11 protein-coding genes are annotated in these 21,599 nt (G+C 38.7%); 9 read left to right on the top strand and 2 right to left on the bottom strand.

Annotation, left to right across the window (positions count from 1 at the left end; genetic code table 11):
- The first annotated feature begins 63 nt into the window (after window positions 1-63).
- Both GQR55_RS00335 and pbpC read left to right on the top strand, forming a co-directional pair.
- Window positions 64-5,988: an alpha-2-macroglobulin gene (locus GQR55_RS00335; RefSeq protein WP_166419033.1), complete on the top strand. Its 5,925-nt coding sequence runs from the start codon at window positions 64-66 to the stop codon at window positions 5,986-5,988.
- The gene (gene pbpC / locus GQR55_RS00330) at window positions 5,969-8,359 is read left to right on the top strand and encodes a penicillin-binding protein 1C (RefSeq protein WP_166419032.1); all 2,391 of its coding nucleotides are present in this window, start codon (window positions 5,969-5,971) and stop codon (window positions 8,357-8,359) included. The genes GQR55_RS00335 and pbpC overlap by 20 nt, the downstream gene beginning before the upstream one ends.
- Window positions 8,360-8,650: 291 nt before the next feature.
- Here pbpC and GQR55_RS00325 read toward each other — a convergent pair whose 3' ends face one another.
- A complete protein-coding gene (locus tag GQR55_RS00325) occupies window positions 8,651-9,265 on the bottom strand; it encodes a GntR family transcriptional regulator (RefSeq protein ID WP_149605600.1) in 615 nt (204 codons plus the stop codon).
- A 171-nt stretch (window positions 9,266-9,436) separates the two neighbouring features.
- Window positions 9,437-11,776 carry an agarase gene (locus GQR55_RS00320; RefSeq protein ID WP_166419031.1) on the bottom strand — a complete coding sequence of 780 codons (2,340 nt, stop codon included), beginning with the start codon at window positions 11,774-11,776 and terminating at the stop codon, window positions 9,437-9,439.
- A gap of 326 nt (window positions 11,777-12,102) precedes the next feature.
- On the opposite strand from GQR55_RS00320, the gene GQR55_RS00315 reads away from it, so the two are divergent.
- The 7 genes from GQR55_RS00315 to GQR55_RS00285 all read left to right on the top strand — a co-directional run bounded on the left by GQR55_RS00315 (window position 12,103) and on the right by GQR55_RS00285 (window position 21,390).
- Entirely contained in the window at window positions 12,103-13,698 is a 1,596-nt protein-coding gene (locus tag GQR55_RS00315) for an MFS transporter (protein WP_165727473.1), read from the top strand.
- The gene (locus GQR55_RS00310; protein ID WP_166419030.1) at window positions 13,695-14,633 is read left to right on the top strand and encodes a sugar kinase; all 939 of its coding nucleotides are present in this window, start codon (window positions 13,695-13,697) and stop codon (window positions 14,631-14,633) included. The genes GQR55_RS00315 and GQR55_RS00310 overlap by 4 nt, the downstream gene beginning before the upstream one ends.
- A 9-nt stretch (window positions 14,634-14,642) precedes the next feature.
- The gene (locus GQR55_RS00305; protein ID WP_165727475.1) at window positions 14,643-15,725 is read left to right on the top strand and encodes a glycosyl hydrolase; all 1,083 of its coding nucleotides are present in this window, start codon (window positions 14,643-14,645) and stop codon (window positions 15,723-15,725) included.
- 12 nt (window positions 15,726-15,737) lie between these two features.
- Entirely contained in the window at window positions 15,738-16,793 is a 1,056-nt protein-coding gene (locus tag GQR55_RS00300; RefSeq protein WP_166419029.1) for a UDP-glucose--hexose-1-phosphate uridylyltransferase, read from the top strand.
- On the top strand, window positions 16,790-17,944 hold the full coding sequence (gene galK, locus GQR55_RS00295; RefSeq protein WP_165727477.1) for a galactokinase: 1,155 nt from the start codon (window positions 16,790-16,792) through the stop codon (window positions 17,942-17,944). Before GQR55_RS00300 ends, galK begins: the two co-directional genes overlap by 4 nt.
- A gap of 10 nt (window positions 17,945-17,954) precedes the next feature.
- Window positions 17,955-18,983: a UDP-glucose 4-epimerase GalE gene (gene galE / locus GQR55_RS00290; protein ID WP_165740990.1), complete on the top strand. Its 1,029-nt coding sequence runs from the start codon at window positions 17,955-17,957 to the stop codon at window positions 18,981-18,983.
- A gap of 67 nt (window positions 18,984-19,050) precedes the next feature.
- A complete protein-coding gene (locus GQR55_RS00285) occupies window positions 19,051-21,390 on the top strand; it encodes an alkaline phosphatase D family protein (RefSeq protein WP_166419028.1) in 2,340 nt (779 codons plus the stop codon).
- The last annotated feature ends 209 nt before the right edge of the window (window positions 21,391-21,599 follow it).

The raw sequence follows: 21,599 nt of genomic DNA, 5'->3' as shown, positions 1-21,599 counted from the left end.
CAGATTATAAGTATGAGTTCTCTCAATTATTGATATGCAGTATAAAGAAAAAGGATTTTGAACGTGAATACAAAAACCGATTCAAAAGAGGCTAACCCAAAAGAGGTTAATCTTAAACAAAGTAAACTCGCTCCCAAAATAGCGAGCTTATTTATGAGTATTGTTTTTTCAGCCATAGGAACGGGTTTGTTTAGTTTGGTTGCAAGCTTACTTGGCAACGTAAATGTAACCGAAAAAACAGTTGGCAGTGTGTGGGTTTTACTGACCACATTTTTTGTTATTTTAAATATATTTGGTGTCATTATTTGGCATAAACCGAAATGGTTAATTACTGCTATAAATAATGTGCTTAGGTTTGCTAAAGAGCGCAAAACAGCATTTTTTAGCGCCGTGCTAATGCTGATATTAATTATAGCAGGCTATTGTTTTTTTCTTTCCTTACCACAGCCAATTAGTTACAAAACAACTCACTCTACACCTGCTGTTACCACTTTATCTGATGTTTTAAACCCTGAACCGCTTTATATTGATTTTACTCCCGTTTTAGATGATGTAGAAAACACGGATGCAGTGTCTTACTCTGTCGCAAAGCTTGCGCTTGTTGGCAAAGTGATTCCCACAGGTATAAAAGTCACGCCTGAGCTAATTGGACAGTGGTCTTGGAATAGTGAAAGCCAGCTTAAATTTATCCCAAAACAAGATTGGTCAGCAGGGCAAGAATATAAGGTACGTTTTGATTCATCTATTTTTAAAAGTGATATACATCTAAGTGATAATGAGCATGTATTTAAAACTCCCGATTTTGAACTAACACTTAGCTCGCTCGCTTTTTATCAAGACCCTAACGTTAAAAAAAGTCACAAGGTGGTTGCAACATTAAAAGCGACTCACCCAACAGATATAAACACCATAAAAAATAATTTAAAGCTGACTCAATCACTTGAGCAAGATGGCAAGAACGAACTCGCACAATATAAATTTGATGTTACTTACGACAAGCATCAACGAGAGATTTACATTACTTCAGAGCAAATACGTATTCAAGATACCGAAAGCTATCTGTATTTTGTTATTAATAACGGTGTAAAGCCGGTTATGGGTCCTTCTCAAACAACAGTAGAGATCAAAGACGCTGTGTTGATCCCAAGTGTAAATAGCTTTTTTAGAGTAAATACGGCCAATGTGTTGATGGTAAAAAATACGCAAGGGGAACCCGAACAAACACTTGTTTTAGACTTCACAGATGATATTTCATCGCAAGATGTGGTTAGTAAAACGGTTGCTTACGTATTACCGACTAAAGATTCAAAAGGTAACTATAAGTACTTCAGTAGCCCACGAGAAGTTACTGATGCAGTGCTTAAGCAATCTCAAAAAGTTAAGTTAAATGCGATTCCTACCGCGCAAGATACAACTAAGTTACACAGTTTTACGTTTGACGCCCCTCAAAACCAGCAAGTTTATATCGCGATTGATAAGGGATTAAAGTCGACGGGTGAGTTTACGATGGTGAATAAATACGACACTATTTTAGATACGCCGGCTTATCCGACACAAGTAAATATTATGTCTAAAGGGTCTATATTATCAAAAAATGGTGACCATAAATTGTCATTTTTGACCCGCGGTGTAAACGCACTTCAAGTTAAAGTAGGTAGGGTAGAAGCCAATCAAATTAACCACCTTATAAGTCAAACCAGTGGTGATATTTCTAATCCAGAATTTAATAATTATTACTTTACAGAAGAAAACATAAGTTCAATTTTTACCAGACAAGTTAATTTAAAATCGGAGCACCCTAAAAAAGCGGTCTATTCATCTATTGATTTGAGTAGTAAGTATAATGAGTCAGTTGGTTTAGGCTTATTTTTTATAAATGCTCAAGCGTTAAATACAGAAGATAATTACGTATATGGACCCCAAGAAAAACGACTTATTCTTATTACTGATTTAGGTATTTTGGTAAAAAATAATGCAGATGGATCTCGCGATATATTTGTCCAATCTATTGAAACAGGAAAACCGGTAGCAAAAGCGAAGGTGTCGTTATTGGGGAAAAACGGATTAGTTATTTTAAATGCTAAAACAGATTCTGAGGGGCACGCATTTTTCGACAACACAACGTGGTTTACTGATGATCAAACTCCCGTTGCTTTTGTAGTCGAAACTAAAAGTGACATGTCTTTTATTCCTTATAATCGCTATGCTCGAATGGTTAACTACTCTCGGTTTGATACCGGCGGTGTAAGTTCTGGGCTCAGTGGTAGTAATAAAATAGATGCGTTTGTTTTTTCTGACCGTGGAATTTATCGACCAGGCGATAGTGTTAAACTTGCCACGATTGTTAAGCAACAAAATTTTGCAAAACTGGGCGATATACCGCTTGAACTTATAATTACCGATCCTAAAGGGACAACTGTTTATAATAAACGAGTGAGCTTAGATAAGTATGGATTGCTTGATTTTGACTTTAAAACACAAAATAGCGCCAATACCGGAACGTATTATGTATCGGTCCAGCTTATTAAAAATAATAATAGCCGCGACCAATTAGGCAGTACTGAGTTTAAAGTTGAAGAGTTTGTACCCGATAGATTGAAAATCAGCAGTCAATTTTCTCAGTCATCTGCAAAGGGGTGGGTAAACAGCTCAAAATTTAAAGCATTGGTGAGCCTTCAAAACTTATTTGGTACACCTGCTCAAAATAGACGTGTTACTGCTGATTTACGTTTATCTCCAGCTGGTTTTTACTTTAATGAATACAAAGATTATGTGTTTTCTGATCCCCACAGTGAAGGGAAAAATATTAGACACAGTAATGAATCATTAACCGAAACCAAAACTGATGAACAAGGCAAGGCAGAGTTTGATATTGACTTAACCCGCTATGAGGCAGGTACTTATCAGTTAAATTTTGCAGTACAAGGGTATGAAGAAGGCGGTGGTAAAAGTGTTCGCGCAAGCAGCTCGGTGCTTGTTTCGCCAGTTGAGCAATTAGTTGGTTATAAAGCCGATGGCGATTTAAGCTACATATCAAAAGAGTCAAAACGTGTTGTAAAATTTATTAATATTAATTCAGAAACTGAGCAAGTTGCGCGTGATGATTTATCGCTAAATTTAATAGAACAACAATATGTATCTACGTTGGTGCAACAAAATAACGGCACTTATAAGTACCAATCGGTTAGAAAAAACAAACAGGTATCAAGCAATCCGTTTTACATTAAAGAAGATGGCGCAGACTACGAATTACCCACTGCTGAGCCAGGTGATTACTTAGTAGAACTCGTTGATGGCAAAGGGAATACCGTCAGTAGAGTATCGTTTACGGTAACCGGTACGGGTAACATAGCGGGTAAGCTTGAAAAAAATGCTGAACTGCAAGTTAAATTAAATAAACCGGATTACAAACCGGGCGAAACAATTGAAATAAGTATTGTAGCGCCTTATGTTGGCTCGGGTTTAATTACAATTGAAACCAATAAAGTACACGCTTTTAAATGGTTTGAGAGTAAAACAACAAGTAGCATACAAACAATAACGCTACCTAAAGGAATAGAAGGCAATGCGTATGTTAATGTTTCATTTGTTCGAAGCCTTGAATCGAAAGAAATATTTACAAGCCCATTAAGCTACGCAGTTAAACCATTTGCGATTGATCGTAGTAAACGCGCAATAGATTTTGACGTAAACATACCTGATAAAGTAAAACCAGGTGACGATTTAGTCATTTCATATAGTGCCAAATCACCGTCACGTGTTCTTTTATTTGCTGTAGATGAAGGTATTTTACAAGTGGCGAATTATCGGACGCCAAAGCCGTTAAATCACTTCTTACAAAAACGTGCATTAGAAGTTAGCACTATGCAAATTGTTGATCTTATTTTACCTGAATTTAAGCTAGTGCAAGAGCTTGCAGCTGCCGGTGGTGGTTATGCTGACTCAATGGCAATGAACCGCAAGAGCAAGCAACTTAACCCGTTTTCTCGTAAGGTACAAAAACCAGTCGCATTTTGGTCTGGTATTTTATCGGCTGATGCTAAAACGAAAAAACATACGTTCACTATTCCAGATACTTTTGCAGGTCAGGTACGTGTAATTGCGATTGCCGTAAATGACGAGGGTGTTGGTGTTAAAGAAAGTACAACACTTGTAAAAGGGCCCTTTGTATTAAGCCCTAATGTATTAACGACAGCGGCACCAGGCGATGAGTTTGATATTGTACTTGGTATTGCCAATGGCGTTGAGGATTCAGGTAAACAACTCCCAATTACGGTAGAAGCGCTTGCTTCAAGCAACATTGAAATAATAAGTGATAAAAAACTAACGCTAAATATTGATGAAAAATCAGAAGACACATTGACGTTTAGAGTAAAAGTGCTCGATAAGCTTGGCGCTGCATCAATTACATTTACTGCGCTGTCGGGTGACAATGTTAGCCAACGTACGGCTACGTTAAGTGTGCGCCCTGCGGTTGCATTTGTTAGTAGTTTTGAAAGTGGCTTTAGTGAATCAGGTAAAAAAGAAATAGCGGTTTCGAGACAGCTATATCCTAATTTAGCACAAAATAATATTACCGCTTCACAAAGCCCGTTAGCGCTTGTTGATGGTCTTATTAGTTATTTAGATAACTTTCCTCATATGTGTACCGAGCAAGTGGTAAGTAGTGTGTTTCCGGTGCTGAGTTATTTAGAACACCCAAGTTATATGGGCGATGTATCTTATAAACATGAGCGTATAAACAACTTAATAGATACCCTTCGTCAACGTCAGTTACCTGATGGCAGATTTATGTTATGGCCGGGTAATGCTAGTGCATCTATTTATTCTTCTCTTTATGTTATGCATTTTTTATTAGATGCAAAAGAAGCGGGCGTAGCAATACCTTATGATATGTGGAGCAGTGGTTTTGAAGGTGTGCGCAGTATAGCGAGCGGATCTTTAGAGACGAATGACAGAAACCGCGCTTATGCTATTTATTTGCTAACACGACAAGGTGAGGTAACAACTAATTACTTATCTGATTTAGAAAAAAGCGTAAATGCGAGTAATAGCAAAGTATGGCAGCAAGATATAACGTCCGCGTTTATGGGCGCAACTTATCAGCTATTACGTGCAAGCGATAAAGCGCAAGCACTGATCAATAGCTATAAAATTGGGCAAAATACGCAACACGATAATTGGGGCGCTTACGATTCTCGTCTAGCTCACGACGGACAGTATATTTATTTATTATCAAAACATTTTCCGGCTCGCTTAAAGCAGTTAACTAAAGATGATTTGTTTACTGTAGTAGACCCTATTTTTGAAGGAGACTACAACACGTTGTCGTCTGCTTGGTCGGTACTTGCTATGACGGCATACTCAAAAGTTGCGTTATCACAAGCCCAGCCTGAAGATGTAAAAATAATGGCAACAACGACAAAGGCAGATAAAAAGGCATTAGACGTAACTTATGCACCTTATCCTAAAGCCTCGTTTTTAAATGACGTTAAAACGCTAGATGTATTAGCGCCACCTCGCTCATTTTACATGATGAGCCAAGCTGGTTTTGATACAAACGTGCCACAAAAGTCATTAAGTAATGGCTTAGAAGTTGTCAGAGAATACCAAGACGATAAAGGTAATGTGATAACCACCGCTGTTCAAGGTCAAGAACTAAACGTTGTATTACGAGTGCGTAGTACAACGGGTAAAAATATTTCGGATGTTGCTGTTATTGATTTACTACCTGGTGGATTTGAAGTACTCAGAGACAGCGTTCGCAATAGCTATAATCGCTGGACCTCTGATTATAAAGATATACGAGAGGATCGCGTTATATTGTATGGCAGCTTTGGCGATAGCATGACTGAGCTTACTTACAAGATTAAGGCTACTGCATCTGGCAGCTTTGTAGTGCCATCGGCTTATGCTGAATCTATGTATGATTTAAGTATTAAAGCGCACTCAAAATCGGGTCGTTTTGATGTTACCGCCGCTAAATAAAAAGTTTAGTTTTATAATAAAAACGGCTTTTTTTACAACAGCACTGCTTGCAGTGCTGTTGTATTTATTTACTCCAAAGCCTGATATTACCCAGCCCAATGCTTACTCAACGGCTTTTTACGATAGCAGTGGTAAATTACTTCGTTTAAATTTAGCCGCAGACGATAGATATAGATTATGGACGCCAATAGATAAAATCCCTTTGAGCGTTCAACAAGCGACTTTATTGTATGAAGACCAAGACTTTTATGAGCATACTGGTGTCGATTTTATTGCTTTAATAAATGCGTTTTATACTAGCTATATTAAAAGAAGTCACCGAGTTGGTGCCTCAACAATAACAATGCAAGTAGCCCGGTTGCACTTTGGGATGAACACGCATGTTATTTTTGGAAAAGTAGAACAAATACTTCGAGCGTTACAAATTGAGCGACACTACAGTAAAAACCAAATACTCGAGGCGTATTTTAATTTAGCGCCTTATGGATCAAATATTGAAGGTGTTGGTGCAGCCAGTTTAATTTACTTTAAGAAACCAGCCATTGATCTTAATTTACCTGAGTCATTATTACTTAGCTTAATTCCGCAAAACCCAACCAAACGAAATCCCATTAAAAAGTCGGCTAAATTGGTATTGCTAGAAACAAGAAAAAAACTGTTTACTCGTTGGCTTGAAAAATATCCAGAGGATAAATATTGGCTAGCAGCTATGCAATTACCGATAAAGGTATATGCCTCTTCAGACTTACCTTTTGAAGCCCCACATTTTATTAATAATTTACAAAGCGAGTACCCGCACCTAAAGCCGGGAGAATATAAAACGTCGATAGACCTTAATTTACAAAACTTACTTCAGCGCCATGCAAAAAATTATATTAATCGTAGGCAAAGAGACGGGCTTAGTAATACGTCTGCTATTTTACTAAATTATAAAACTATGGAAGTAGTTGCTGAATTAGGCTCTGTGGATTTTTTTAATAATGACATTAGCGGTCAAGTAAATGGTGTAAGAGCTAAACGGTCGCCAGGTTCAACCCTTAAACCATTTATTTATGCGCTTGCTATAGACGAAGGGTTAATTCATCCATTAACGCTTGTAAAAGATGCCCCCAAACGCTTTGGAGGATATACACCAGAGAACTACGATCAGCAGTTTTTAGGCCCTATATCAGCCACTGAATCGCTCGTGTTGAGCCGTAATGTGCCTGCCGTTAATTTGATGTATCGCTTACAAAAAGTGGGGTTATACGATTTACTCGTTGCAGCCGATGTTAAAAAGCTTCAGCCTAAAGAGTTTTATGGTTTAGCGCTTGCGCTGGGCGGCAGTGAAGTAACGATGCTAGAGCTCGTTAAGTTATACGCCATGTTAGCTAATTTAGGGGTGTATAAGGATGAAGTTATATTAAAAAAAGACGCCGCTGTTATTAACCAAAACAACCCAAACAGCCCAAACAACCCAAACAAACATATCAAGCAACTCATCAGCCCTGAGGCAGCCTACCTGACTTTACAAATGCTAAGTAAAAATAGTGCAGTTGATGAGATCTCATTTCAAAAAGAAAGAAGGCAAGCTTACCCTGTATATTGGAAAACAGGTACTTCATTTGCTTTTCGTGATGCATGGTCAGTAGGTATTGTTGGCCCGTATGTTTTAGCTACATGGGTTGGTAATTTTTCAGGAGAAGGGCACCCATCTTTTATTGGGCGACAAGCAGCCGCGCCTTTATTTTTTGAAATAATACGTTCATTAGATAGTTACGGCTTAATCAAAGGCAATATAAAGCCAGGTGGTTTAAATATTACAGAAGTAGATATTTGTTCAACAACAGGTGATTTACCTAATGTGCATTGCCCTAAAACAGAAAAAGGGCTTTTTATTCCAGGTAAGTCGCCAATTAAAGTATCGGATGTACATCGTGAAATTTATATTGATAAAGCATCTGGATTACGTGCTTGTCAGTATGATGAATCTACAACGACAAAAGCAGTTTATGAATTTTGGCCATCTGACTTAGTCAGATTATTTAAACAAGCAGGCATTGTTAAACGCCAGCCTCCACCTTATTTAGATTCATGCTTAATTAATGACACGAGTACACGAGGCTCAGCACCGAGTATTACATCCCCGAGTAATTTAATTAGCTACACGATAAGAGCCAGTAAGTTGAAGCAAGAAGGCCTGCCTTTTAGCGCAATCACAGATACAGATTCACGTATTTTATATTGGTTTGTAGATAACAGCTTTGTTGGTAAAGTAGAGCGAGATACGCCTTTTTTCTGGCACCCGCAAGTAGGCGAATTTGACGTAAGAGTGGTTGATAATTTAGGGCGTAGCGCATCAGTTTCAATGCGTGTAAAGCTCGTTCAGTGATATTGAGTGTTCATGCATTTAATGTAATAAATAAAGGGTAGTTTTTTATAACTGAAATTTATATAAACGAGAGCGATTTACTCTTTCTTACCTACATGGATGTGGATGATGGTAAGGGCGTGAGCTGGACGCGGAGCTTTTGCTCGGTAGCCCACTAGACTACAAATCTCGGGCCGCGATTAAATCGGCTCCTAGATTGAAAAAATTTCAATCTACAAAGATCAACACGCCCTTATGACTTCATAGCCGCTAGTTTATATAGCGGAGTATCAAAATGACTTCGAAAGTACGTTACTTAATATTATGTTTTACTGCTTTAACTGCTGCGGCGCTATCTTGAGCTTTAAGTGCTTCTAAAATAGCGCGGTGCTCGTTTACACATTCAGAACTTGAAGTAATTCGCTTATAGTTTAAGCGCATACGCATTACGTACGGGTACCAAATATTAACAAGTTCTTCGCCACCAGCTTGGTATATTAAATACTGATGAAACGAAATATCAATTTTAGTTACTTCGGTATAATCTTCTCTATCGAGCGCGTCTTCTAAAGATGCTAAAATGCCTTCTAGTTCAGCAATGTTTTGATCAGTTAAATTACCGTTTAATTCAGTGATTGCGTACTCTTCAATACTACGGCGAAGTTTTATCATTAAGCGTTGTAATTTAGGCTCTAAAACACTATTTACAGACGCACCACAGTTATTGCGAGAAATAAGTAAACCTTCTTTTGTAAGCTGTAATATTACATCGCGAATAGGGCCGCGAGAAAGACCAAATCGCTCTGCCAGCTCTTTTTCATTTAACTTAGTTTGTGGTGGCATTTCACCAGAGATTATATCTGAGCGTAATTGCTCAGCTATTTGATCTTTTACAGATAAAATTTTAGTTGCTCTGTTACCAGCCATATTTATTCCTAAATTTGATTAACTTTATCTGACCCTAACATTAATTAATAAGCTTTGTTAATTTAGTCAAGATCATGTACTTATCTCAGTGTATATAAAAAAAGTGGAATGGTCTATTGTCAACACATTACAATAGACCAATAAATGTACAATTAATGGCTGTATTTACGATTATTTTTTAAAACGTCGTTCATACATAGACTCATTCATTGCTTTAGCTGCTTCAACCATTTCAGTATAGGGGCGATCTGTAACGCTAATAAAGCCAACGTTATAGTTTTCGCCATCGTAGGCTCTACCAGTAATTGGCGAGTCGATATATTGAAACCAATGTGCGCCAATAAAGTAAGGGTTGTCGATGACTGAGTTCATGTAATCTGTATACATTTTTGCTCTGTCTTGCTGGTTAGCTGCATGTATTAACCCAGGGTGAAACAAACCCGAGTCAGATGCGCCAATATGAAATTCGCCAATAATTGCTGGTTTATCAAATTGTGATAAAAATGCCCATTTATCTTCTCTTAAGCCTTCTTTGTATGCATTAAAGCTTATTACATCTACATACTTAGCAGATGCTTTAACCACTTCGATTGGCATGCCCCAATCCGGAAAACGTGCACCTAAATACATATGATTTGGCAGGTATTTATCCATAGCAGCATCTACAACACTAAAATACTTGTCGGCATAGGCTGTAAGTAAAATAGCAAAATCACTCAGTTGTTCTTCGTTTTTAATATCAACCGTTACACCTTTGTCAAACTCAACCCATGAGGCAAGGTTTAAGTGCCATACTTTGTTAAGCTTAGCGACATCGGTATATTTTTCTTTCATTAAACGAGAAAATTCAGCTTTAGTAGGCACTGTTTTAGCATCACGGCCTAAGGTATTAATAACAATACCATAATGGCTTTTAACGGAATCAGGGCGGCCAAAGCTTTTTTCGTTATCAATAAATACGCCTACTGCCCAAGGCGAATTTTTAACTTCTTTTGCAACAACACTAACGGTTTCGTTAGCACGCACTGTAAATTCAGGGTCGAATACATCCGGCATGGCTCCCCAAAAATCGCTTCCGCTTGATACGGTTTTAAAATCACCTATAATCCAACCATTGGCAAAGTAGGGCACTTTTTTATTATCGTAATAACTCGGATCAGTCCAATTACCCAGTGAACTAAAGCCCCATGTGATCATTCTATCAAGAGTCACTTCACGCCATTTTTGCATATAATCCGCATTATTTTGTCCGTACTTACGCTCTAAATTAGCTGCGTAAAAGCTATATGTTTCGCCGTGTTCTAACGGACCCGAATGCGCACTTTTACGATAGCCAAAATGTTTACCTAGAGGCTCATTATAATCAGGTAGCCATTCAAATAAATTTTTACGCACTTGTGACGCTACAAAGCGGCTTTTAAGCGCTTCTTTATTTACTTGGTTTAACCCTTTTGAATCCTCAGGTGTTACCCCTGCATCCGCTGGTTTAGCCAATAATGCTTGATCAAAGTCGTAACCAGTTAGTGTGGTTGAGTTTGCAAGTCGAATGATATCAATACCGGTTGCAAGGTATAAATAGCCATCAGGGTCGACTAATGACCATTTATCATTATATTTAGCCGTTCTAAAATAACCAGTAGCTTCTAATTTTGGACCTTCTGCCCAGCCACCAAAGCGTGAGCGATTAGTAGGGCGTTTAGAAAGTAACTGTGCTGCTTCTTGTTTTTTGTCGCTCAATAGCTCGGCTTCTGAATGTACCTTCCCTGAAAATTCTTGTTTGGCATTTTGGCCAAATTCATCAACAATTTTGGTTAAAAAAGCAGTATTAAATTGAGGGTTTTTACGAAGTGAAATAGATTTTATTGCCAGCTCTTTGTCATGCAATGTACTTTGCACGCTAATTGCTATTTTAGCGATGCCTTTTAAGTTAAGATTTTTTTTACCCCACATAGAAATAAACTGTACCTCATCAGACTCCCATGTATCAGGGTTTGAACGAAGTCCTGAGGTAAAGTTAAGTTCTACATTTTCTTTGCCATCGGGCGTTGCAAGGTCGTGGCCGTCAAGTTTTGCGTAATACGTGTTGTATCCACCTACCGGCACATTAACGCTACGCGTATAGTTAGCACCGTCAATATCGGAGATATCTAAATAGATTTGTACAGAGTGTGTTCCTGGGTTTGCCAATTCAAAGGCAAGATTAAAATCACTAAATTCACTCCAATCCCAAGGTTTTTCCGGTGAAAAAACAATACTAGCGTACGAATTTTTCTTAGATTGAAATGTCACATCTAATACAGAGTTTTCTGCCTTTACAGTGGCTGCATTACTTTTGTATTGAACTGGGGTTAGCTGTGTGTGTGCAGCATCAGCAAATAAATACATTAATGTATCTGCTGAATTAACCTCTGTAGGCTCATTGGTTGGTTTTTCAACCTTGATTTCTTGTTGGTTACAGGCACTTAGCGCAAGTAAGAGCGATGTGAGTAGTATGTTCTTTTTATATTTCATTGCTGTTCAACCTTTAATTACAATTTAACATACCATACAACAAAAAAACCAAATTGAATATTGTTGACAATATGCAATTTTTGTTTTTATGTGTTATTTATAATAAACTTTTGATTTTGTTTAACTAATTTTTAATGTTAATTGTAAAAGAGTTTAAGTTAAAGCATGATTTCTTAAAATAGATGTTGCAAGTGCGTTAATTTTGAAATAGTCTCGAAGTTATTACTCATGGTTAATTGTTAACAATGTTGGGTTTTGACACTAGCACTCGCTTTATTCTCTATATAAAGCAACACACAATGATAACAACAAAGTTGGATAGAAGTATGAATGGTAGCAAACGTAATGTGTTTTTCTTTGCATTTATCGTCGCCTTTGGTGGCTTTATTTTTGGATTAGACGCTGCTCTTATTTCAGGTACGGTTCGTTTTGTATCTGCAGAATTTAATTTATCTGACATCCAAATAGGCACTGTAGTAAGTGCGCCTGGTTTTGGTGTGCTATTTGCTTTAGTCATTACCGGTTACATATGCAATATGTTTGGCCGAAAAAATACCTTAATAGGCATTGCGTTTATATACATACTGTCGGCAATTGCATCGGTTTTCGCGCCAAGTTACGAGCTATTAGTTACTGCTCGTTTTATAGGTGGATTAGCATTCACGTCTTTATCGGTCGCTGCTATGTATATAGGTGAAGTTGCACCGTCTAAGTACCGTGGTAAATTAGTGTCTATGATTCAAATAAATATTGTTGTTGGATTATCCGCAGCGTATTTTGCTAACTACTTACTTGTTGATTTAGCTCACAGTAATTTTGAGTGGGTAACACAGTGGAATGTACAAGATAATTTATGGCGCTGGATGCTAGGCGTTGAGATTATTCCTGCTATTTTATGGTTTTTATTATTATTTACTATTCCCCAAAGCCCGCGTTGGTTAGTTATGAAAGGCAACGAAACACGCGCTATAACTATCTTGCATCGTTTAAATAAAAATACTGAATTGGCCCAAGAGCAACTTAAGAGTATTAAAGAGAGCTTGGTTGATTACAGCGAAACAGGTGGGTATTTTTCTTCATTTAAACAGCTACTCGAAAGTCGTGTTCGCACAGCTGTCATTATTGCTTTTACTATTGCTATTGTGCAGCAAGTGACGGGGATTAACGCCATAATGTTTTATGCTCCAACGGTGTTTGAACAACTGGGAGTCGGCACTGATGCTGCTTTTTTTAACGCTGTTTTAATTGGTTTAGTCAGTATTGTATTTACTGTGGTAGCTATTGCTTTGATAGATAAGTTAGGGCGCAGACCCCTTGTTATTTGGGGATTAGCAGCTGCAACAATTAGTTTGTTTATGTGTTATTTAGGCTTTAGCCAGGCAGAATATAGTTTGTCGGCTGAAGATATAACCTCGTTTTCAGCGTTAAACTCTATTACAGGACTGGAGCACATAATTGGTACCGTGTATCACAGTGATATTGAATTTAAGCAGGCTTTAGCGAGCGTACTTACAGCTTCGCAACAGCAATTATTTGAAAGCGATTTAATTTCACGCGCAGCAACTATAAACGCGCCACTTATATCATTTGGTATAGCGGGCTTTATTGCAGCCTTTCACTTTTCGATTGGGCCAATTATGTGGGTAATATTTTCTGAAATATTCCCGACTCGTATTCGAGGTGTGGCCATTCCTACCTTTGCATTTATAGCCAGTGTAATTAGCTATTTTGTTCAGCAGTTTTTCCCATGGCAGCTAAGTAATTTAGGCGCTGCAAACATCTTTTTACTTTATACCGTATCGGGTGTAGCCGGCTTTGCATTGTTATTTAAGTTTATGCCAGAGACTAAAAATAAATCGATAGAAGAAATTGAAGTCTACCTAGAAGGCCTACACACTAAAAAAGTACAGGAGGGTGTGTGAGTACTTTACTCGCTATAGGCGAATGTATGGTTGAGCTAGTACCAACAGGTATTAGCGAATGCAAGCAGTCATTTGCGGGCGATACTTACAATGCTCTTGTGTATGCAAAGCGTTTTGCTAACACACTAAATTGCGCGCTATTTACAGCTGTAGGTAGCGACGTCCTGAGTGCCAATATGCTCAAATGTTGGCAACAAGAAGGTATTAATACACAAAACGTGATTACAACAGCAGACTATAACGTGGGTATTTACGCTATTTCAACGGATGCTGATGGTGAGCGAAGCTTTGATTATTGGCGTAATCAATCAGCAGCGAAGCATATGATGAGTTTATATACTCAAAAGCCATTTAATTTAGGTTTGAAAGAATCAGACTGGGTGTTTTTCAGTGGCATTAGTTTAGGTATTTTAGATGATGAATCTAAACAAGGTTTACTCACATTATTAGCTGCTCTTAAAAAACAAGGCTGCACAATTGCGTTCGACCCTAATTATCGCGCGCGTATGTGGCAATCAAAAAGCCACGCTATTAAATGGCTAGAGCGTGCTTATGCGCTTAGTAATGTAGTTTTACCAGGTCTTGATGATCACCGTGTGTTATTCGGTCATTCAAGCATTGAAGAGATTGTTCAGTACTGTACACAATTTGATATCGACGAAATTGTTATTAAAGCTGGTAGTGCCGGGATGCAGGTTTATTGCAAAGATGATCTTAAAGCGTCATGTCCGTTTACACCCGCTGCAAAGCAAGTTGATAGTACAGCGGCAGGTGACTCATTTGCCGGAACCTACTTAGCCGCCAGAATGTGCGCACAAAACCCTCAAAATGCATTAGAAATGGCTGACAGTGTTGCCTCACAAGTTGTGCAGCATCAAGGCGCGATTTTACCTCTTGACGTATACCAGTCGCTAAATATAAGCCTAGGTAAGTAAGGAATTAACATGTCTGATAAAAAATTAAGTTTAGCAAGTAAGCGTGCAATAGAGCGTGGCTACGATAAATATGGCCCGCAGTGGCTTACCGAATTTGATATAGAACCGTTGCTGGGTGATTTTGCCTATGAAGAAGGGGTTATACGTCGCGATCCTTCATCTGTTTTATACATTGATGGTGTTTACCATTGTTGGTACACCAAAGGTGAGGGGGAAACGGTTGGTTTTAACTCTACTAATCCGAATGACAAAGTATTTCCATGGGATTTAACGCAAGTTTGGCATGCCACCTCAAAAGACAGTATTACATGGCAAGAACAAGGCTTAGCTGTAAGCCCAGGTAAACCAGGTGATTACGACGACAGAGCAATTTTTACGCCTGAAGTGTTTGAACACCAAGGTCATTATTATTTGGTTTATCAAACAGTACAAACACCTTATACAAATCGTCAGTACGAACATATTGCAATAGCTCACTCTGAATCTGCATTTGGGCCGTGGATAAAATCACCAAAACCGATTGTAAGCCCAAGCAAAGATGGTAAATGGCTTGGTGATGAAGACAGTCGTTTTGCAGTAACAGCTAAAGGTAGTTTTGATAGTCATAAAGTACACGACCCATGTTTAGTATTTTTTAATAATAAATTTTACTTGTACTACAAAGGCGAAACCCAAGGTGAAGGAATGAACTTTGGTGGTCGTGAAATAAAACACGGTGTTGCTATTGCTGATGATGTATTAGGTCCTTATGTTAAATCGCCTTATAACCCTATTTCAAATAGCGGTCATGAGGTCGTTGTTTGGAATTATAAAGGGGGTATTGCTAGTTTGCTAACAACCGATGGCCCTGAAAAAAACACCATTCAATTTGCTCAGGACGGTATTAATTTTGAAATTATGGCGCATATAAAAGGCGGTCCAGAAGCAATTGGTTTATATAGGCCTGCACAAGGGTTTGAGCAAAATCCAGCACCTGGAATTAGCTGGGGATTGTGCCATAAATACGATGCCAGTTGGAACTGGAACTATATTTGTCGTTTTACGCCTCGTAAGCAAGTGCTCGACGCCGGTACCTTTCAAAACAGTAACTAGGGAAAGTAAAGAATGAGTGAGCAACAAAATCAATTTGACCCGACAGAGCATCCACACCGGCGTTTAAACCCATTATTAAATGAATATGTGTTGGTGTCGCCACACCGGGCTAAACGCCCATGGCAAGGTCAAGAAGAAAGTGTAGATATTGAGGTTAAACCAGAATACGACGAAAGCTGCTTTTTATGTAAAGGCAATACGCGTATTAACGGTGAAGTAAATCCAGATTACAAAAACACCTTTGTGTTTACTAATGACTTTGCCGCCTTGCGTGAAGGTGTGCCTGATGTGGAGCAAACCGATCCGCTATTTAGTATGCATACAGAGCGTGGCACTGCGCGTGTTATTTGTTTTTCGCCTAATCATGCAAAAACACTACCAGAGCTTAGTGTTTCGCAAGTTACAAATGTAGTAAGCACATGGCAAGAGCAATGCGTAGAGTTATCAAAAACTTACAAATGGGTTCAGGTATTTGAAAATAAAGGCGCTGTAATGGGGTGCTCTAACCCACATCCACATGGTCAAATTTGGGCACAAAATAAATTACCTAGTTTGGTTGCGCGTAAACACGAAAACCTCAAACGATATTACGAAAAGTATAAAAGTAATTTACTGCTTGATTACGCAAAACGTGAAATTGAAAAGCAAGAACGCGTGGTTTGTGTAAACGATGATTGGCTGGTGGTTGTGCCTTATTGGGCTGCATGGCCATTTGAAACACTGCTATTGCCTCGGTTTGCGATTACTCAAATGATACAGCTGACAGACGTTCAACAAAGTAGTCTAGCTGAAATTATTAAAAATATAACAACTCGTTACGATAACTTATTTCAGTGTTCATTTCCATACTCTATGGGCTGGCATGGCGCGCCTTATGATGGTCAAAGCCACTTATTTTGGCAATTACATGCGCAGTTTTTACCGCCATTACTACGATCAGCCAGTGTTAAAAAATTTATGGTTGGATACGAAATGATGGCCGAAGCACAGCGTGATATTACACCCGAGCAAGCTGCCACTATTTTGAAGAAACAATCACTAACGCATTATAAAGAGAACACTAAATGAATGTTGAACAAAGCGCACGGTTAGCTTTTTCAAACCACTTTGGACGCGATGCCGACTTTGTTGTCAAAGCCCCAGGGCGTGTTAATTTAATTGGTGAGCACACCGATTACAATGATGGTTTTGTACTGCCTTGTGCCATTGAATACGCTACTTACATTGCGGTGTCCCCTCGAACTGACGATGTAGTAAATGTACTTGCACTTGATTGCGATAACCAAACTGACAACTTTTTAGTAAATAAACCGCTTAATAGCCACAGTACGCAAACGTGGAGTAATTATGTTCGCGGCGTAGTTGATGAACTGCAAAAACGAAATCATAAACTCAGTGGCTGCGATATATGCATCACAGGTAATGTCCCGCAAGGAGCTGGTCTTAGTTCATCGGCTGCACTTGAGGTAGGTATTGCTTATGCATTTAATCATTTATGTGAATTGTTTATTGAGCGAAAAGACATAGCTCAAATTGCACAAGCCGCTGAAAACAATTTTGTGGGCTGCAACTGTGGAATTATGGATCAGCTTATATCGGCGTGTGGTCAGCAAGGACAAGCATTGGGTATAGATTGCCGCTCACTTGATTTAATTGAAGTGAGCATTGACCCAAAGATGACTATTTTAATGGTTAACTCAAACGTTAAACGAGGCTTGCTTGATAGCGAATATAACTTACGCCGAGAGCAATGTTATGCAGGGGCAGAAGCTTTGTCTAAACCGAGCTTGCGCGATGTAAGTATTGATGAGTTTGAGGCAAAAAAACATACATTAAGCGTTGAAGTAGCCAAGCGTGTAGAGCACATTGTGTATGAAAATGCGCGCACATTAGAAGCCATGCAAGCCTTTAGTAATAACGATATAACCAAACTAAGTACACTAATGGCACAAAGCCATGCCTCTATGCGTGATTTGTTCGAAATAACCACCTCCCAAATCGACACTCTTGTGAATATTATCGCAAAAGTAATTAATGAACACGGCGGCGTAAGAATGACGGGCGGTGGCTTTGGTGGTTGTGTAGTGGCGTTTGTTCCTAATTTTTTGGTAGAGAATGTAATTAGTGCTATTGAAACGCAGTACGAGCAACAAACAGGATTAAAAGAAACGATTTACACAAGCGTACCTTCAGCTGGTGTATCACTTATAAGAGCATAAGGACAATCTAATGAAAAAAGTACTGGTAACAGGAGGCGCGGGATATATTGGCAGCCACACTGTTTTAAGCTTATTAAAAGATGGTTTTGACGTAGTAGTAATAGACGATTTAAGTAACTCGAGTCGTGAATCGCTAACTCGCGTAGAAGCGTTATCAAAGCGAAAAGTTGAATTTATTCACGCCAGTTTACTTGATAACGATAAGTTGTCTGCCACGTTTAGCGAGCATAAATTTGATTCGGTTATTCACTTTGCAGGTTTAAAAGCGGTAGGCGAATCCATAGAAAAACCACTTGAGTATTATTATACCAACTTGGTGTCTACCTTAAATTTATGCCAATGCATGCTTAAATATAATGTTGATAAACTCGTGTTTAGCTCATCAGCTACAGTTTATGGACAAGGCGCATCGGTGCCTTATACCGAAAGTTTACCTCTAGGGCGTGCAGCAAGCCCGTATGGGCAAACAAAGGTAATGATTGAGCAAATACTACAAGAAATAGTCGCCTCAAATACCGGTTTGCAAGTAGCCAGCCTGCGCTACTTTAATCCTATTGGCGCAGATATTAGCGGCCAAATAGGAGAAGACCCATTAGGTATTCCTAACAATTTAATGCCCTTTATTGCTCAAGTTGCTGTAGGTAAACGTGACAAATTAGCTATTTTTGGAGGCGATTACCCTACTGAAGACGGTACATGTGAGCGTGACTATATACACGTTAGTGATTTAGCCAATGGTCATATTAAAGCCCTTAAATGGCTTGGCGAGCAACACCACAGTCTATATGAAGCATTTAACCTAGGCACTGGTACTCCTTATTCTGTGCTTGGCATAGTAAAAGCATTTATTGAGTATACCGGAGTTGATATTAACTTTGACATTGTAAAGCGCCGAGATGGCGACTTAGCTGCCTTTTGGGCCGATTCATCTAAAGCCCAGTCTGTTTTAGGCTGGCAATGTCAATATACCCTCGCAGACATGATGAAAGACACATGGCGCTGGCAAAGTAATAACCCTAATGGCTATCCAAATGTATAACTTCCTTATGTAAAGCACTGTCTACACAAGGCGCCCTAATCCACACACAATAATAAAGGTGATTAAAATGAAACGGAGAAGTTTTTTAAAACTCAGCGCTGGTCTACTAAGTTCAAGCCTGTTAAGTGGTTGCAGCGGATTATTTGCATCATACCGAGGTGACTTAACCTCAACTGCGCCATTAGATAATACTAATTTTAGTAAGCAGGTGTGGCTTGGTAAGCATTTTTGGGGCAACAGACTACAAGATTGGCAGCGTATAGGTAATGAGCTTTTATGTACCCGAGAAGGAAAAGATTTTGAAGCGCGTACTGTATCGTTACTCACCAGGCAACTTAATGGCTCATTACAAAGTGGGCGTATAAAAGCCACCGTACGCAATTTAACACCGAATGAAGAGGGCTTTTGTGGATTTTTATTAGGAATTGGCAAAGGTGAGCTATCAGCTAAAGGTGCTGCTTTAGCACAGCGAGCTGGTGGCGAAAATGGCGGAATAATTGCCGCCTTTGACAGTTTAGGTAAATTATCATTTAGACAGTTTGATGATGAAAGCAAAGCGCTTGATTTTACTATTATTAATCGTACTCCATTTAATATACAACAATATAAAAGCGGCGATAAAATAACACTCGATTGCCATTTAGACCCAATAGATGCACACCATTTTGATATTCGTCTTGTGGCAAGTAACACAAATACAGCCCAGGAGTTAGGATTTGCAGTACTTCACAAAGTACCCGCAGAACAACTGCAAGGGGGGATTTCGTTATTAAGCTCCTCAGAGCCTTTTGTAGCAGGCGCACGTTGGGGGTTTAGTGATATTGAAACCGGTGGCGGTAAAATAACTCTAAATAATGCCAATACCTTAGGCCCGGTTATGGGGTGTATGTATAGCGTTAATAAACAGGTACTCAAGTTATCTTGTCAGTTAATGCCTATTAATATTAAAGAATTTTCACGCGTAGAGCTGCAATATAAGTTTGAAAACCAATTGGATTGGCAGCATGCAGGCACAGCAAAAATTGAAGATGGGTTTGTAGCAAGGTTTAGGTTAAGTAATTGGAACTATTTAAAACAAGCTCAATACAGAATTGTTAACCCACAAAAGCCTGAAGACACTTTATACTTTGGCACTATTGCTAAGGACCCACAAAATACTAAAGAATTCACGATTGCATTGTACTCTTGTATTATTCCTACTTCTAAAAGCTTAGACAACACACATTACACGCGCCTTATTAGCAGCGAGCGCGATTTAGGGCGTTACACCAAAGATAATATTTTATTCCCTCACACTGAGCTTGTTGAAAATGCCAATTATCATAACCCTGATATGTATGTTTTTTGTGGCGATCAGTACTATGAAACATACCCAACTCGTTATGGTCGGCACACAAAAGATGCCAAACTAGATACCTTATATAAATGGTACTTATGGTACTGGGCATTTGCCGATAGTATAAAAGATAAGCCTACACTTGTTTTAGTTGATGACCATGATGTGCTGCAAGGTAACTTGTGGGGCGATGGTGGCGATCACTCCGATATGCTAAAAGAGGAAGACGGCGGTTATAAGTGGGACAAAGACCTTGTTAGAATGATCTACCGTATGCAAAATGGGCATAATCCGGACCCTTACGATCCCACACCGATAAAATATGATATTCCGGTTAGTTATGCTGCATTTGAATATGGCGGTATTAGTTTTGCGATGGTTGAGGATCGTAAATTTAAAACGCCACCTGACTACAAAGCTAATAAGCTTGCCACAACGGGTGAGTTATTAGGTAAACGCCAAGAAGCCTTTTTAAAAGACTGGCAAACTATGCACCCGGGTAAACCTAAAATATGTATTACAGCTTCCATGTGGGGGTCGCCTCAAACCGATGAAAATGGCAAAGCATTAATAGATTACGATGCAAATGGCTACCCGGCTGATGGGCGTACACGCGCAGTAAAACTAGTAAGTGACGCTAACGCATTAGTAATTGCGGGAGATCAACACCTCGGATTGCTTGCCTATCAAGGAATCAATACTTTTGATGATGGCAGCTTGTTTTTTGCAGGCCCAGCTAGCGCAGCATTTTGGCAGCGATGGTTTGAACCCTACGCACCTTTACCAAATCAGCGAAACAACGACAAAAACACCGGTGATTTTACCGACACGTTTGGCAATAAAATGCGAGTTCTAGCGGCAGCTAACCCAAAAGTTACGCATAAACTTTTTGCTAAACAAAATACAACGTGGGGTAAGTTTTTAGCTGACAGAAACTTAAAAAGTGAAGGTTATGGAATTATTAAAATAAACCATGCAAAAAAATATTATCAATTAGAGTGCTGGGAGTGGAATACAGATCCATCAACAGAAAAGCAGTTTACTGGTTGGCCGTATATAAAAGAATTTTGATTAGGCTAGAACTATTGACGATAAACTCTGTGTAAATATTTACTTTAACACTGTTACTTAAGAGCAATTTAATGCTTACGCATTAAGTTGGTTTTTTATAATCAAATAAATATTGTTAACAAAATACAGTTGACAATTGTTTGGTTATTATATTATTGTTTACAAAAGATTAACCTGACAACATAATAATACCTTAGAAAGGGAACACA

The sequence above is a fragment of the Pseudoalteromonas sp. Z1A8 genome (assembly GCF_011378855.1).
In the GTDB taxonomy this organism is placed as follows: domain Bacteria; phylum Pseudomonadota; class Gammaproteobacteria; order Enterobacterales; family Alteromonadaceae; genus Pseudoalteromonas.
The sequence above is the reverse complement of the archived record's forward strand: the minus strand, read 5'-3'. Positions and strand labels throughout refer to the sequence as shown.